General features: G+C 67.6%; 12 protein-coding genes and 1 tRNA gene. 7 read left to right on the top strand and 6 right to left on the bottom strand.

What is annotated here, in order from left to right; translation table 11 throughout:
* The first annotated feature begins 3 nt into the window (after window positions 1–3).
* From tagF to NUV79_RS05405, 3 genes are read left to right on the top strand one after another with little or no spacing between them, the layout of a single operon-like run.
* Window positions 4–711 (top strand): type VI secretion system-associated protein TagF, encoded by a 708-nt coding sequence (gene tagF, locus NUV79_RS05395; protein WP_257732040.1) that lies wholly within the window; start codon window positions 4–6, stop codon window positions 709–711.
* A 10-nt stretch (window positions 712–721) separates the two neighbouring features.
* Window positions 722–1,531, top strand: coding sequence for a PP2C family protein-serine/threonine phosphatase (locus tag NUV79_RS05400; RefSeq protein ID WP_257732041.1), 810 nt, complete (start codon window positions 722–724; stop codon window positions 1,529–1,531).
* Window positions 1,528–3,678 (top strand): serine/threonine-protein kinase, encoded by a 2,151-nt coding sequence (locus NUV79_RS05405; protein WP_257732042.1) that lies wholly within the window; start codon window positions 1,528–1,530, stop codon window positions 3,676–3,678. Before NUV79_RS05400 ends, NUV79_RS05405 begins: the two co-directional genes overlap by 4 nt.
* Before the next feature lie 46 nt (window positions 3,679–3,724).
* Here the strand turns inward: NUV79_RS05405 and NUV79_RS05410 are convergent, their stop codons facing one another.
* The 3 genes from NUV79_RS05410 to NUV79_RS05420 all read right to left on the bottom strand — a co-directional run bounded on the left by NUV79_RS05410 (window position 3,725) and on the right by NUV79_RS05420 (window position 7,471).
* Window positions 3,725–4,003: a hypothetical protein gene (locus NUV79_RS05410; RefSeq protein ID WP_257732043.1), complete on the bottom strand. Its 279-nt coding sequence runs from the start codon at window positions 4,001–4,003 to the stop codon at window positions 3,725–3,727.
* 57 nt (window positions 4,004–4,060) lie between these two features.
* The gene (locus tag NUV79_RS05415) at window positions 4,061–5,851 is read right to left on the bottom strand and encodes a transglycosylase SLT domain-containing protein (protein ID WP_257732044.1); all 1,791 of its coding nucleotides are present in this window, start codon (window positions 5,849–5,851) and stop codon (window positions 4,061–4,063) included.
* A 66-nt stretch (window positions 5,852–5,917) separates the two neighbouring features.
* Window positions 5,918–7,471: a methyltransferase regulatory domain-containing protein gene (locus tag NUV79_RS05420; protein ID WP_257732045.1), complete on the bottom strand. Its 1,554-nt coding sequence runs from the start codon at window positions 7,469–7,471 to the stop codon at window positions 5,918–5,920.
* A 373-nt stretch (window positions 7,472–7,844) separates the two neighbouring features.
* Here NUV79_RS05420 and NUV79_RS05425 point away from each other — a divergent pair, with 373 nt between their 5' ends.
* The 3 genes from NUV79_RS05425 (at window position 7,845) to NUV79_RS05435 (ending at window position 10,629) form a co-directional block, all read left to right on the top strand.
* Window positions 7,845–9,980, top strand: coding sequence for a caspase family protein (locus NUV79_RS05425; RefSeq protein WP_257732046.1), 2,136 nt, complete (start codon window positions 7,845–7,847; stop codon window positions 9,978–9,980).
* Between the two features lie 114 nt (window positions 9,981–10,094).
* A tRNA-Gly gene (locus NUV79_RS05430) sits at window positions 10,095–10,168 on the top strand.
* A gap of 254 nt (window positions 10,169–10,422) precedes the next feature.
* Window positions 10,423–10,629 carry a hypothetical protein gene (locus NUV79_RS05435; RefSeq protein ID WP_257732047.1) on the top strand — a complete coding sequence of 69 codons (207 nt, stop codon included), beginning with the start codon at window positions 10,423–10,425 and terminating at the stop codon, window positions 10,627–10,629.
* 37 nt (window positions 10,630–10,666) lie between these two features.
* Here the strand turns inward: NUV79_RS05435 and trhA are convergent, their stop codons facing one another.
* From trhA to gcvA, 3 genes are all read right to left on the bottom strand, one after another.
* Window positions 10,667–11,329 (bottom strand): PAQR family membrane homeostasis protein TrhA, encoded by a 663-nt coding sequence (gene trhA, locus NUV79_RS05440; protein ID WP_257732048.1) that lies wholly within the window; start codon window positions 11,327–11,329, stop codon window positions 10,667–10,669.
* 152 nt (window positions 11,330–11,481) lie between these two features.
* Window positions 11,482–12,084 (bottom strand): LysE family translocator, encoded by a 603-nt coding sequence (locus NUV79_RS05445; protein WP_257732049.1) that lies wholly within the window; start codon window positions 12,082–12,084, stop codon window positions 11,482–11,484.
* 120 nt (window positions 12,085–12,204) lie between these two features.
* Window positions 12,205–13,089: a transcriptional regulator GcvA gene (gcvA, locus tag NUV79_RS05450; protein WP_257732050.1), complete on the bottom strand. Its 885-nt coding sequence runs from the start codon at window positions 13,087–13,089 to the stop codon at window positions 12,205–12,207.
* 155 nt (window positions 13,090–13,244) lie between these two features.
* On the opposite strand from gcvA, the gene NUV79_RS05455 reads away from it, so the two are divergent.
* Window positions 13,245–14,048 (top strand): crotonase/enoyl-CoA hydratase family protein, encoded by an 804-nt coding sequence (locus tag NUV79_RS05455; RefSeq protein ID WP_257732051.1) that lies wholly within the window; start codon window positions 13,245–13,247, stop codon window positions 14,046–14,048.
* The last annotated feature ends 22 nt before the right edge of the window (window positions 14,049–14,070 follow it).

Consider the following 14,070-nt stretch of genomic DNA (forward strand, 5'->3'; position numbering starts at 1 on the left):
GCCTTGAGCTGCGGCCTCTTCGGCAAGCTGCCGGCCAAGCGCGACTTCATCGCGCTGAACGCTCCATCCGGCTTCCTCGGAACTTATGAGAAATGGCTGCAGGGCGGGCTGACCGCGAGCCGGCTCGAACTCGGCAATCGCTGGCAGGAGGCCTATCTCAACGCCCCGATCTGGCGCTTCTGGCTGGGCGGCGCCCATGGCGGGCAGACGGTCGCCGGCGCCTTCATGCCCTCCATCGACGGTGTCGGCCGCTATTTCCCGCTGACGGTCTTCGCTGTCGCCAGCCCGGGAGCCGCGATCCCGCCGCCCGAGCTCGACCCGCAGGATCAATGGTTCGAGGCGGTCGAGGATTTCCTGCTCCACGCGCTGGAACCGCAGGCGAGCTACGAGGCCGTGGCGCAGCGCCTCGCCGCCCTGCCCGTCCCCAACGATCACCATCTCGCCGCGCCGCCCCAGGACATGGTCCGCCTCGCCGACGGCACCATCGTCAGCGCCGCGATCGCTTCCGGCTTCCCGGAGCGGCTGGCGGCCCTGCGCGTCGAGGATCATGCCCGCGCCTATGCCCATGCATGCTATCTCTGGACGGTCGGCGGCCCGAATTTCGAGCCGCTGGCCCTGACCGGCCACGCCTTGCCCGATCCCTATCTCTTCGCCGGCCTGCTCACCGGCCGCTTCGACGGCCATCTCGCGCCCGAGCGCGCCGGATCATGAGGGCGATGCCATGAACGACGCCCCGCGCCGGAACCCGGATTTCGAGACCGGCTGCATCAGCCATACCGGCAAGGTCCGCACGGCCAACGAGGACAATTTCATCCTGCGCCCGGAGATCGGCCTCTGGGCCGTCGCCGACGGCATGGGCGGGCACGAGAACGGCGCGCTCGCCAGCGCAACCGTGGTCGCGGCGCTGGAGGCGGTCGGCGCCGCCGACTCCGCGCCCGATCTGCTCGCCATGCTCGAAGCGGGTGTGCTCAAGGCCAACGAGGATCTCCGCGCCGAGATCGACAAGCGCGGCGCGACCATGGGCGCGACATTGGTCTGCCTCCTGATCCACCAGCGTCATTTCGCCTGCCTTTGGTCGGGCGACAGCCGCATCTACCTGATCCGCGGCGGCATCATCGCGCAGGTCTCGCGCGACCATACCGAGGTCCAGGACATGGTCGATCGCGGCCTGCTCACCGCCGAGGAGGCGAAGCGCTCGCCGCGCCGGCACATCATCACCCATGCGATCGGCGTCCACGAGACGCCCGAACTCGATCTCGAAAACGGCGAGATCGCCGATGGCGACGCCTTCCTGCTCTGCTCGGACGGATTGACCGAGCATGTCACTGACGCCGAGATCCTGGCTGCCGTCCAGGCCGGCAGCGCGCAGGCCGCCTGCGACGCCCTGCTGGCGCTGACGCTGGAGCGCGGCGCGCGCGACAATGTCACCGTCGTCATCGTGCGCTATCGACAGGGAGCGAGCGAAAGGACACGCTGGATGCCGAACCGGTCCGCACGGGGGAACGCTACGCCAGGGAGCTCCATGCCATGAGCGACGACTCCGAGCGCACCGTCTTCGCGCCTCGCGCCAATGCCCGCATCGGCACGAAGCTGAACGGCATCTACGAGATCGAGAGCCTGATCGCGGTCGGCGGCATGGGCGAGGTCTACAAGGGCCGCGCCATCCAGACCGGCGACGCCGTGGCGATCAAGATGATCCGCCCGGACATGGCGCGCGACGACGCCGTGCTCGCCCTGTTCCGGCGCGAGGCGGCGGCCCTGCACAACCTCTATAACGAGGCCATCGTCCGCTACTACGTCTTCGCCATCGATCCGGTGAGCGAGACGCCTTATCTCGCGATGGAATTCGTCGACGGCCAGCCGCTCTCCGAGCGCATCCAGCAGGGGCCGCTCAGCGTCGAGGAAGCCGATATCCTGCGCCAGCGCGTCGGGCCGGGCCTGCATGCCGCACACCGGCTCGGCATCATCCATCGCGATATCTCGCCCGACAATATCATCCTGCCGGGTGGCGATCCCTCGCGCGCCAAGATCATCGATTTCGGCATCGCCCGCTCCAGCATTCTGGGCGAAGGCACCGTGATCGGCTCCGGCTTCGCCGGAAAGTACAACTATGTTTCGCCCGAGCAACTCGGCCTCTATGGCGGCGAAGTCTCAGGCCGCTCGGACATGTACTCCTTCGCGCTGGTACTGGCTCAGGCCCTGACCGGCCGCGCGATCGACATGGGCGGCAGCCAGGTCGACATCATCGACAAGCGCCGCCGCCTGCCTGATCTCTCCGGCGTCGACGCACGGATTCGCCCGCTGATCGCGCGCATGCTCGCGCCCGATCCGAAGGATCGCCCCGCCGACATGGCCGAGGTCGCGACCTGGCAAGCGCCCGTTTCAGGCAAGAAGGCTGCAGCGAAGGCCCCCACCGGCAAGACGACCACCGACAAGCCGGGCCGCTCCCCCCTGCCGCTCGTCGCCGGCATCGCCGCACTCGCGCTGCTGGGGGGCGGCGGCTTCTACGCCTGGACGACGATTGGCGGCGGGCAGCCGGCGCGCGTCGCGACCAACGATCCGCCGCCGCTCTCGGAACAGCCCTCGGCCAGCACGCCGACTGCCGCGGTGAACGCGCCGCCTGCCCTGACCGAAGCGCCTGCCGCTAAGGCCCCGCCGGCAAGCGCTCCCCCGGCGCTGACCGAAGCACCGGCGCAGCCTGCCGCCCCTGCGACGCCGGTGCCTACCGCCGAGAAGTCTCCCGCGCCACCGAGCCCGCCTGCGCCGCCCCCGATGGCACAGCCGCCGGCCGCTCAAACGCAAACGGGGCAGCAGCAGCCCCAACGACCACAGCGGCCTTCGCCTGGCTCATCGGGCTCTCAGGTCGCCGTGAACACCGAGCCGCCACAGCAGCAGACACCCGCACGTCCGCCTGCCGCCGAGCCCGTCAAGCCGCCACCGGCCGTGGAGGTGAAACCGCCGGAGCTGCCGCCCGTCGCCGTCGTCATTCCGACGCCGCCCCTCAGCCCGAGCGTCTCGCCGCCGCAGGTCGCCGCCATGGTGCAGGAGCCCGAGCCGCGCACGCCGGCCGAGCGGATCGAACGCTATGTCCGCGACTATGACGGCGGCTCCTGCTTCTTCCTCTGGCCGCTGGAGATCGGCGACCGCAAGGCCACGCTGGAAGGCTTCGGCAGCGCGTCCGCGCCCTTCGTCGCCTTCGACGGCGCCTTCAAGGCGGCGCAGGGTTTCGAGGCACAGATTCACCTGCGGCCGATGACCGAAGCGCAGTGTCCGATGGTGGATTTCCTGCGCCGGCCCGGCATCGGCATCGACCGCAGCCCGAAAATCCAGATCGGCTCCTTCAACATGAAGAGCGGCGACATCCTCAACGGCTCCGTCGAGGCCGGCGGCGGTCAGAATCTCGATGTCGTGCTGATCGGCGACGACGGCCTGGTCTACAACCTCGCGAGCTTCATGAAGCGCGACGGCGGCAAGGTGACCTTCAACCTCAAGCTCGAATCGACCGGCGGCGCCGCACGTCCGCAGACCGTGCTCGCGCTCGTCACCAAGGAGCCGCTGCCGGCGCTCTCCGGCCCCAATCCCTCGCCCGCGAGCGAGTTTTTCGCCAATCTCAAGCTCGACCTCGCTCGCCAGACCGGCAAGCTGGGGCTGGCGATCAAGTATTTCCGGATCGAGTGAGGCGCTGCCCCTTCCCTTCTCCCCTTGCGGGAGAAGGAAGATCCCCTCAATCCTCGCGATAGAGCACGCCCCATTCGTCCTGCCAGACGCCGGCCTTGTCCTCGACCACGATCGGCGCCCTGATCTCGTTGGCGAGGCGTATCGCGGTGCGGAAGGCGTCCTTCGCGGCCAGCTCGTCGCTGACGAAATCATTGACGAGATGCCCGCCGGCGAGATCGGCCGGGCAGAGCACATGCCCGAAGGCTTCCCCGCCGCGCTCCGACAGCTTGAGCGTGATCGCATCGGTCGGTGGCTCGTCGACCTGTTCGAAACGGTTGGCCGGCATGGTTCGTCTCCTTTCGGTGCTCGCTGGGAGCGGATGGCCGCGCGCGGCGGCAAGGCGTCATTTCTTCGGTTGCGGCCGGGCGATGCCCGGCCCCTGCCCCGGTCTGACCGCGCTGTAGCGGTCGAGCCTGACCTTGATCATCTCGTTGAACTTCTTGTGGACCTCGGAGACCGTGAGCACCTTGGTCTCGCCGCCGGCATCCGCGTAGAAGATCGGGCGATTGGCCTGGGCCGGCTTGGGCAGGAGCTCGGCCGCCTTGACGCCCGGTTGCTCCTCCATGGTCTCGATGAAGGTCTGCGCCGCATCGGGCCCGAGGAAGTGGATCAGGTAGATCTCGCCACCGGTGAGATGGCGCCCCAGCGCCCGCTCCAGCCGAAGCGTGTCGCGCTTCAGCATCTCGGCCGCCAGCAACGCCGAGATATAGGGCTCACGCCGCATGTCGAGGATGCGCTGGCGCTGGGCAGCATCGCTCACCACGAACTGCCGGCCTGACTTGCCGATCAGCTTCGCGTCGGCGGCAAGCCCGTGCTTGGCACCGAACTCGTAGATCACGCCGAGCCAGGTCTGCTCGATGAACTGATAGAGCCCGGTCGCCGAGGAGGTCTGCGCCTTCACCGCCGTCGAGAACGAGGATTCCTTGTCGGCGACAGCCATCAGCAGGGTCGGATCGGCACCGACGACCTTGCTCGCCCGCACGATCAGGTCGACGAGATGGCGGCGGATCTTGATCGGCCCGAAGGTCAGAACCTGATCGGGATCGCCGCTGGAAATCTGCGGCGGCGGCTGCGGCGCACCGCTGGACGAGACCGGTCCCGGCGGCGGCCCGCTTTGCATCTTCGGCGGTACCAGCAGGATGTTGGACGGCAACTGCAACTGGTTGACCGGCACCTGCTGGGTCGGCGCATCCCCCTGCGGCTTGATCGCCGCCAGCGAGGGGTCGTTGTCGAGAGCGAACTGGGCTGCCTGCCGCGCGCCCTCGAGATCCTGCTCGACCGAGGACAGGATCAGCGAGGGCCGCGCCGGCGCGTCCTTCAGCGCCGGAGCCTCGACCGCCGCGACCTCGATACCGCGCTCCGGCTCCGGCCGCTCCTGCTGCTGGAGCCGTGCATAGGCCAGCCCAAGGACAGCCGCCGTCACGCAAGCGACGCCGGCCACGACGGCTGCGATCGCCTTGCGCCCGGAAGCCGCCTTTTTCGGTCGCGCATCGGATGGTTCGGCAACCTCCGAGGGTTTGTCGGGAGAGTTTCGCGAGGGGGCCGGAGAAGCAGCTGCCGGCGGCGGGGCGGAAGATGGAGCTGGGGTGGCCGCAATCGGCCGCGCCGGAGCGGGTCGCGGTGGCGTCGCCGCCACCTGTCGCGCTGGGGAAGGCGCGACCGGAGCAGGGAATGGGCGCGAAGGTGGCGGGCTTGCAGGCTCCGGCGTTGCGGCCGCTTCCGGCTTCCCCATCACGAGGCTGCGCAGTTTTTCCAGCCAGCCGGTATCCCCTCGCCCGGCAAGCGCAGCGAGATCATCGACAAGCCGCTGCGCCATGACCTGCGGCACGCCTGTATCGCGCGCGATCGTGCCGACAGCGCCCTTGCCCAGCTGCTCCGATACCGTCTTCAGCGCGTAGAACCAGAGCTGCAGCGGTGTGCGCCGGCTCTCCAGCGGCGTCCCCTCGGCCGGATGGATCATGTAATTGCAATGCTGGCAGGCGAAGCCGCGCAACTTCGGGCGCGGCTCGAACTGCGCCGGCCGGCCGCAGGCGGGGCAGGTCATGCTCGTCCCGCCACGGCGCAGGCGCATCAGCGCGGCGAGGCAAGCCTCCTCCGGAAACAGCGCCTGGAATTGCCGGAAGCGCTCGCTCATTCCGCTGGCCTGCGCTCCATCGCCCCCTGCCGCAAGGTTACGCCCGGCACGGGCGCTCGACAATCATCACGCCCGCAGCAGCCCGAGCCGCGCGACGTCCTTCAGATGCATCGCCACCTCTTCCGCCGTCGCCCGCTCCGGCAGGTTGGGGACAGTGATGCCGGAGCTCCGGGTCTCGTCGAGGAAGGTGTTCATCGCATCGAGCAGCATGCGCTGGTCGCGCGAGCCGTCGAGAAGACTGACGAACTTGCGCACCACGACACCGTCGAGTTGCACGGTGCGGTGGCGCAGATCGGTGACCTCGGCAGAACTCGAGGCCTGCCAGCGCGCGATCTCGCTGGCGGCCGGCTTCTCGCTGATCGTCGTCGTCAAGGGCGGCGCTTCCAGCCGGATGTCGAGCAAACCCGCCTTGAAGATCGCGATCAGGGCCTCGTCCAGCCGCGCGATCTCATGCGCCCGATCCGCCCCCAGTTCATCGGCCACCGCGCGACAGGAGCGTTCGACCAGCTCGTCCCAGGCGATGCTCGCCGGCCAGATCGCGCTGAGGATTCCGAGCGCCGCCTTGCACAGCGGCAGATCGACCGCGAGCTGCACGCCCTCGTCGAAGCTGAAGCGCTGGACGCCGGGCTTCTCGTCGTCCTTGGCAGGCGCAAGCCGCGCATTGGCGGCAAGGTGATAAGGCCTGAGCGAGCCGGGCCGAACGCCGCGGCTGAGCGGGACATCGGCACGGCACAGGAGCGTCTCGCGAAAGGCGCGCCCGATCAGCAGGTCGAGCATCTGCTCGCGCAAGGCCGCCTGCTCCAGCGGCAGCTTGTCGAGCATCTGCTGAGCCGGCCCCTTGGCCGCGCCGTAGAGGTTCGGGAACGAGGCCTCGGCCAGGAATTGCAGGCCATTCCGCTCCGCGACCGACAGCACCTCATGCAGCGCGAAGGCACGCGCCCCGGGATTGAGATCGTCATGATAGAGGACGTTATCGGGCAGTTCGTCGATCTGCTTCAGGCGCTGCCGCAGCGCCGCGCCATGGAAGGTGTCGGGATCGCTCGCTTCGGCGATCTCCTTCAGGGCGTCGCGGGCGACCCTGACCCGCTCACGCGGGTCATCGATGCCTTTGACGGCGAAGAGCATGACGTCGCGTGCGAGATCCCGCAGCCGGCAACCGGGCAAGGCATTGTAGCTGACATAGGCCACGCCCTGCGGCGCCAGCAATTGCCCGAACAGCGCGATGATCCGCTCGCGCACCACGTCCGGCACCCATGAATAGACGCCGTGGACGATGATGTAGTCGAAGGTGCCGATCTCCGCGCCGACCGCGAGGATGTCGCGTTGCTCGAAGGCGAGATTGGAGAGGCCGAGCTCTGCGGCATTGGCGCTCGCCTGCCGGATCGAGTCACCGCTGAGATCGATGCCGAGGAAGCGGCTGCCGGGGTATTGCGCCGCCATCGGGATCAGGTTGCCGCCGCGCCCGCAGCCCAGCTCGAGCACGCGCATCGCGCTCGGCAAGGCTGGGGCCATGCTGTGGAAATGCGCGATGGTCGACAGCCGCGCCGGATGGGTCTGCGCGAAGGAATGGCCGGGATAGGCCACGGCATCATAGGGATTGATGGCTGAATCGCTCGTCATGCCCGCTGCCGCCCGGCTTCGTCCCCGGTATTCGAGCCGAAGCACCGCCCCGGCGCTTCATTCATTTGAAGGAGCGCCCGGCCCGACCCTGCTCCTGCGGGACAGCCGGAACAAGCCCTCCGATACGCGGGCAATTAAGTCACACCCGCGCGATTACGCTTGAGGAACCGCTGCGGTTGCCGCTGCCAACATCAAGCGAAACCTGGAGAACAGGCCGGTCGGAGCCGGTTCCGGGTCGTGGTTTCCCAGGGTGATTTAATGTTGCTTCAAGTGCCGGCTTTCTGGGAACCTCCGTCATATGGCGGACGCCCCTTCGAGTCGTGGGCGTCAGACAGGGTCCAGCGAGTCGTTTGTCTCGCCCAGGGGAAGCAGCATGCGGATACATGCCCGGGCCTATGCGTATCTCGTCGCCGCGTGGACCGTGGCCTTCGCCGCGCTGAGCCTCGGCGCCACGCCCGCCCTCGCCCAGAAGCGCTTCGCCTTCGTCGTCGGCAATGGCGCCTATGCCAATGTCACGAAGCTGCCCAACGCCCTGAACGATGCCAATGCCACCAGCACCATGCTGCGGGAAGCGGGCTTCGATATCACGCCGGCGCTCGATCTCTCGCTCGCAGGCCTGCGCGGCGCGCTCGACGTCTTCATCGACAAGGTCCGCCGCAGCGGCCCCGATACCACGGCACTGGTCTATTACGCCGGCCATGCTGTGCAGCTCGATGGCGCCAACTACATCCTACCGACCGATATCCGCCCGCAGATCGCGACCAGCATCGCCGATCAATCGCTGTCGCTGGGCGATATCCTGCGCCGCCTCGACGGAGCCGGCGCCAAGTCGAAGATCGCGATCCTCGATGCCTGCCGCGACAATCCCTTTGCCAACCGCCAGGGCGCGCGCGGGCTGGCCCTGCAGATCGTCGACGGCGCCAATGAAGGCATCAGCAACGAGGCGGGCCTCGCCCGCGTCGATTCCGGCAGCGGCACCTTCGTCGCCTTCGCGACCTCGCCCGGCTCCACCGCAGCGGACGGCACGGGGAACAACAGCCCCTTCACCACCGCCTTCCTGCGCGAGGCGCGCGAGCCGGGCCTCGCCGTCGAGCAGATCTTCCGCCGCATCCGCCTGGCCGTCTACGATTCAACCAACGGCACCCAGATCCCCTGGGACACCTCCTCGCTGATCACCGAGTTCAGCTTCTTCCAGCGCCCGGCCGGCGCTCCTGGCGCCCAGCCTGCCACCGCCGGCAACGTGCCGCTGACGGCGCGCCCGACGCTCGCCTCGCTGCGCGCCATGTCTCCGGCCGATGCCGCCCGCACCGCGATCGCCTGGGACCGCAGCGATATCTACGGCAACACCCTGGCCATCAATCCCGAGGATCAGACCGCGCTGCGCCTGAACCGCATCCTCGCCCAGCGCACCGACGAGCGCGCCTGGGCCGAGGCGATACTTGCCGGCGATGCCGAATCCTTCCGGCTCTATGCCCGGCTCTACCCGGTCTCGGATCATACCGCCGCAGCCCTGCGGCTGGCAGCGACCGCGCCCAGCCGCAACCGCGTCCAGGTCGCACAGACCTGCCCGATCTGCCCGGCCGTCCAGCAGCCCCGCACCCGCCGCGCCGACTATACGCCGCGCGGCGTCTCGCCGGCTCAGTCGGGCGCGCCGCGTCAGGCGCCCGTCACGCCGCCTCAGGGTGTGGCACCGCAGACCATGGCGCCCGTCCTGCCCACCCTGCTGCCCGAACGCCCACGTTGGACCGGATTCTACGTCGGCGGCTCGCTCGGTGGCGGTCGCCAGAGCGACCGCACGACGGTGGTCGGCCCCTTCGGCAGCCCGATCTTCACGCCGACGACAACCACTACCACGACCGTCACCACGACGTCGCCCATTGCCGGAACCACGACGACGACGACGACGACCTTCGGCACTCCGGTCCTTGCCGCTAACGCCATCAACGCGGCCGCCGTGCCGCGCAGCCTGACGCCTGACGGCAGCGGCATGGTCGGCGGCGCGCAGTTCGGCTTCAACTACCAGATCGGCGCCGTGGTGCTCGGCGCCGAGACCGACCTCTCGGCGACGCGCCTCGGCGGCAGTCAGACGGTCGCGGCCAATCCAGGCGGAACCCGCTTCACCACCCGCGCCGAGAACGAGGTTTCGATGCTGGGCACGGTCCGCGCCCGCGCCGGCTTCGTCCTTGGCGACTTCATGATCTATGGCAGCGGCGGCTATGCCTATGGCCTCGTCGACCAGAAGGGCTCGATCGCCCCCGACAATCCGGCGACCACCTCGGGCGCCGCAGGCTCGCGGTCAGGTCTCGCCAGCGGCTGGGCCCTGGGTGGCGGCGTGGAATATGCGATCATGCCCGGCATGACGCTGCGGCTCGACTACACGCATTACGACCTGGGCAACCAGAAGCTGACCTTGCAGGACTATACCGGGCTCGCGCCCTCGCAGTACGCGATCATGCGCGCCCGCACCGCCGGGGATATCATCAAGGCCGGCTTCAACTTCGGCTTCTGAGTCCGGCAGGCCTCTCTCTGGCGCTGGAGACGGAAGCGCCGGAGCCACATCTGGCGGACAACCTTGATCGGCCCCTTGACACTGGCGGGTCCGATGGGGAATTTGGCGCCCGATGCGGGTGTAGCTCAATGGTAGAGCAGCAGCCTTCCAAGCTGAATACCCGGGTTCGATTCCCGGTACCCGCTCCAAAAATCCCGATGATCGCCAAAGCATTGCAGCCGAGCCTCGTGATCGGTTTCCATTCCCGGCGCTGCGGGCACGGCTGGCCCCCCTGCTCTTACTCGAACCACGTTCCATCGAGTCAGGCGCGACGGCCCTTCAAGCGCCCTCGTCGACGCACCTCACGCTCGCCGGCCCCTCCGGGCGCCGGACGCCATTTTGCGTGATCGGCGATCTCTGAGTATGGACGTTGCCCGCATCAGTTACAGAACACGAGCGAACCATGCCGAAGCTCTGCAAGTTCACATCGCCTGGCGACGGAAAGCCCGTCTACGTCAATCCCGACCAGGTGGCGGTTGTCTATCAGTTCAAGGGCGAGCCGCCGGACACCATTATCGCCTTTCGGAAGGACTTCGTTCTCGGCGTGAAGGAGAGCGTCGAGGCGGTTGTGGCGGCGCTGGAAAACGCGTCCCTGAACACGGTCGAGTGATCCCAAAGCGATCACCCGGCAGAATCGGATCGACGGCTCACACCGTCGGCGCAATCGCATAGGCCCGAAACACCGCCCCGTAGAAGCAGCCGGAAGCCACGAGAACGAAGCCATGCCAGATCGCATTCTGGAACGGCAGGCTTTCCCAGACGTGGAAGATGACCCCGATCGAATAGAGAAGGCCGCCGGCGACGATCAACCACAAGGTGGTCGCCGGCAGCAGGCTGACGCTTTCCCAGATCAGGAGCCCGCTCCATCCGATCATGAGATAGAGAACGATCGACAGGCGGTCGAACCGGCCGGGCAAGACCACCTTGATCACGACGCCGGCTGCGGCCGCGAACCACACGACCGCCAGCAGAATCGGGGCAAAAAAGCTTCCACTCAGCTTCATCAGGAACGGGGTGTAGGTGCCGGCGATGAGAACATAGATCGCCGAATGGTCGAAGCGCCTGATGAACCACTTGCGGGGCGAGATCGGCCACATGTTGTACGTGGCGGAAACGATCAGAACGGCGAGCAGGGCCGCGCTGTAGATCGAAACGGGGATCAGATCGAACAGCGGAGCACTGTTCGCGACCTGAACGATCAAGACTGCGACGGCCCCCAAGCCCAAGGCAACGCCAAGGACATGGATCACGCCGTCGGCCCAAAGCTCGGCACGCCTGAAAACAAAACGTCCTGTGGCTGGCAGGTTCAAGGGAGGCCTCGCGGATACAGGGGCTTCACGAAGAAACACCTAGCAAAAACCGGTTGCTCTTTCCTACCCGCGATTTGAATGGGCGCTTATCACCGTCGGCTCCTTGCGCCGATGATTGCGAGAAATGCGCCCTCGCAATGCTCCTGCCGTTCTCAGGTCGCCGGCATGAGCGCGGGATAGAGCGACGCGAGCAGCAACAGCGCCATCGCGAGGTTGAAGGCGCGCAGGAAGCGCGCATCGCCGAGAAAGCCGCGCAGCATCGTGCCGAGCCCCGCCCAGGCGATAATGCAGGGCGCATTGATGACCATGTAGACCAGCGTCACGATCAGGATGTTGGAAAAGAAGCCGTCCTGCGGCGTATAGGTCGCCACCGCCCCGATCGCCATGATCCACGCCTTGGGGTTGATCCACTGAAACGCCGCCATGTCCACGAAGCCGAAGGGCTCGCTGCCGGCGCTTTCCGTACCCACCGCCCCTGATCGGGCGATCTTCCAGGCGAGATAGGCGAGATAGGCCGCGCCGCCATAGCGCAGCAGATCATGCAGGATCGGAAAGGCCGTGAAGACGGTGCCGATGCCGAGCCCGACCGCCATAACCATGGCGGAGAAGCCGAGATTGACCCCGAGAATGGCCGGAATCGTCGGCCGAAAGCCGAAATTGGCTCCGGACACCAGAAGCATCGTGTTGTTCGGCCCCGGCGTGATCGACGTCACGAAGGCATAGACGGCAAAGCCGAGGAGAAGATCGAGACTCATGAACCACCGCGTGATCGAGAAGCCCTCGAATGCGCAGTGGTCACGGTGCGAGGCAAACGAGTAATATTGACCTCCGCGTGAATGATCCTCACGCGCCGCACGGCTGCAGCCTGCATGAGCTCAGGCAGCCGGCGCCGCGCTTTCCTGCAGGATCCAGGAGCGGAACGCGGCAATGCGCGGATCATCCGCCCGGCTTTCGGCTCCGACGAGCCAGTAAGCGGTCTTGCTCGGGACCGCCTCCCAGACTTCCACGAGATCGCCCGAAGCCAGTTCCTCGTTCACCAGGGGCTTGCGCCCCATCGCCACGCCAAGCCCGCGGCTGGCCGCCTGGAAGGCCATCTGGATGGTGTCGAAGCGCAGGCCCCGCGCCGCATCAGGCACAACACGGCCGGTTTCGGCCGCCCAGGTCGCCCAGTCCTCGCTGGTCCGCGTCACATGGATCAACGGCGCCTGCTCGATATCGGCGAGGCCCTGCACGCGCTCGCGGATCGAGGGCGCGCAGACGGGAACCAGCTCCTCGGCGACCAGCTTGTCGGCGATGACGCCCTGCCAGTTGCCACGGCCCATGCGGATCGCGAGATCGACCCCGCCCTCCGACAGCTCGGCCCGCTCCTGCGCGGTGTCGATGACGATCTGGATCTCCGGATGAAGCGCGCGGAACTTGTGCAGTCGCGGCAGCAGCCAGCGCGCCCCGAATGTCGGCGCCGCGCTGATCGAGAGCTGGCCCGAGCCGTGGCGGTTGATGATCTGAGCGCTGCCGCTGGCCAGCAAGTGAAGTGCTTCCCGAACCACCGGGACATAGGCGTGTCCCGCCTCCGACAGCACCAGCCCTTTCGAGGTCCGCAGGAAAAGCGGCACGCCGAGCCATTCCTCCAGCGACTGGATGCCGTGGCTGACGGCACTCGGCGTCAGCAGCAGCTCCTCCGCCGCGTTCTTGAAGCTCGACAGCCGTGCCGCCGCCTCGAACAGGCGCAGCGAGTTCAGCGGGGGTAACCGGGAGCGCATCGCACTCGCCTCCTGTTAGGCTTCTCGCCGCACAAACAACCCAGCGCCAATCACAGAGGTGAAATTTTCTCACGTGACCACGAATATTACCCGTTTGTTCGATCCGCGGCCTGATTGCAACGTCGCGCGACGCAGCAGAGGCAGGAGCCGTGATCATGACCGCAACGACAGAGCACCCGGTGTTGATCGAGATCGCCGGCAGCATCGCCACCCTCACGCTCAACCGGCCGGACAAGCTGAACGCGCTGAACTATGCGACGATCGACATGCTGCAACGCGACTTCGACACGATCGAGCGCGACGATTCCGTGGGCATCGTGATCCTGACCGGAGCGGGCGACAAGGCGTTCAGCGCCGGTGCCGATATCGCCGGCTTCTCCCTCAGCGTCGAGGCCGGCGTCACCGCCGCCATGCGGGACTTCGTCGGGCGCGGCCAGGCCCTGACCCGCCGCATCGAGAACTTCCCCAAGCCCGTCATCGCTGCGGTGAACGGCCTCGCCTTCGGCGGCGGCTGCGAGATCGTCGAGGCCTGTCCGCTCGCGATCGCAAGCGAACATGCCCGCTTCGCGAAGCCCGAGATCAATCTCGGCTTTCCCCCGACCTTCGGCGGGACGCAGCGCCTGCCGCGCCATGTCGGCCGCAAGCGGGCACTCCAGCTCATCCTCACCGGGGAGCCGATCCCGGCCGAGGAAGCCATGCAGATCGGGCTGATCAACGAGGTCGTCCCCGCAGCCCGGCTCCTGAAGCGGGCACGGCAGCTCGCGACGACGATCCTCGGCAAGTCGCCGGCGGCGGTCAGCGCCTGCCTCGCGAGCGTCACCCGCGGCATCAACCTCTCCATCGACGAGGGGCTGGCGGTCGAAGCCGGCCAGTTCGCGCAGCTGGCCCATACGGCGGACGTCCGCGAGGGCATCAGCGCCTTCCTCGAGCGCCGGCCGGCCCGGTTCGGCGGGCACTGACGGTGACCGGAACAACGTTGGC

This window comes from Allobosea sp. 47.2.35, assembly GCF_024655635.1.
Lineage (GTDB): Bacteria > Pseudomonadota > Alphaproteobacteria > Rhizobiales > Beijerinckiaceae > Allobosea.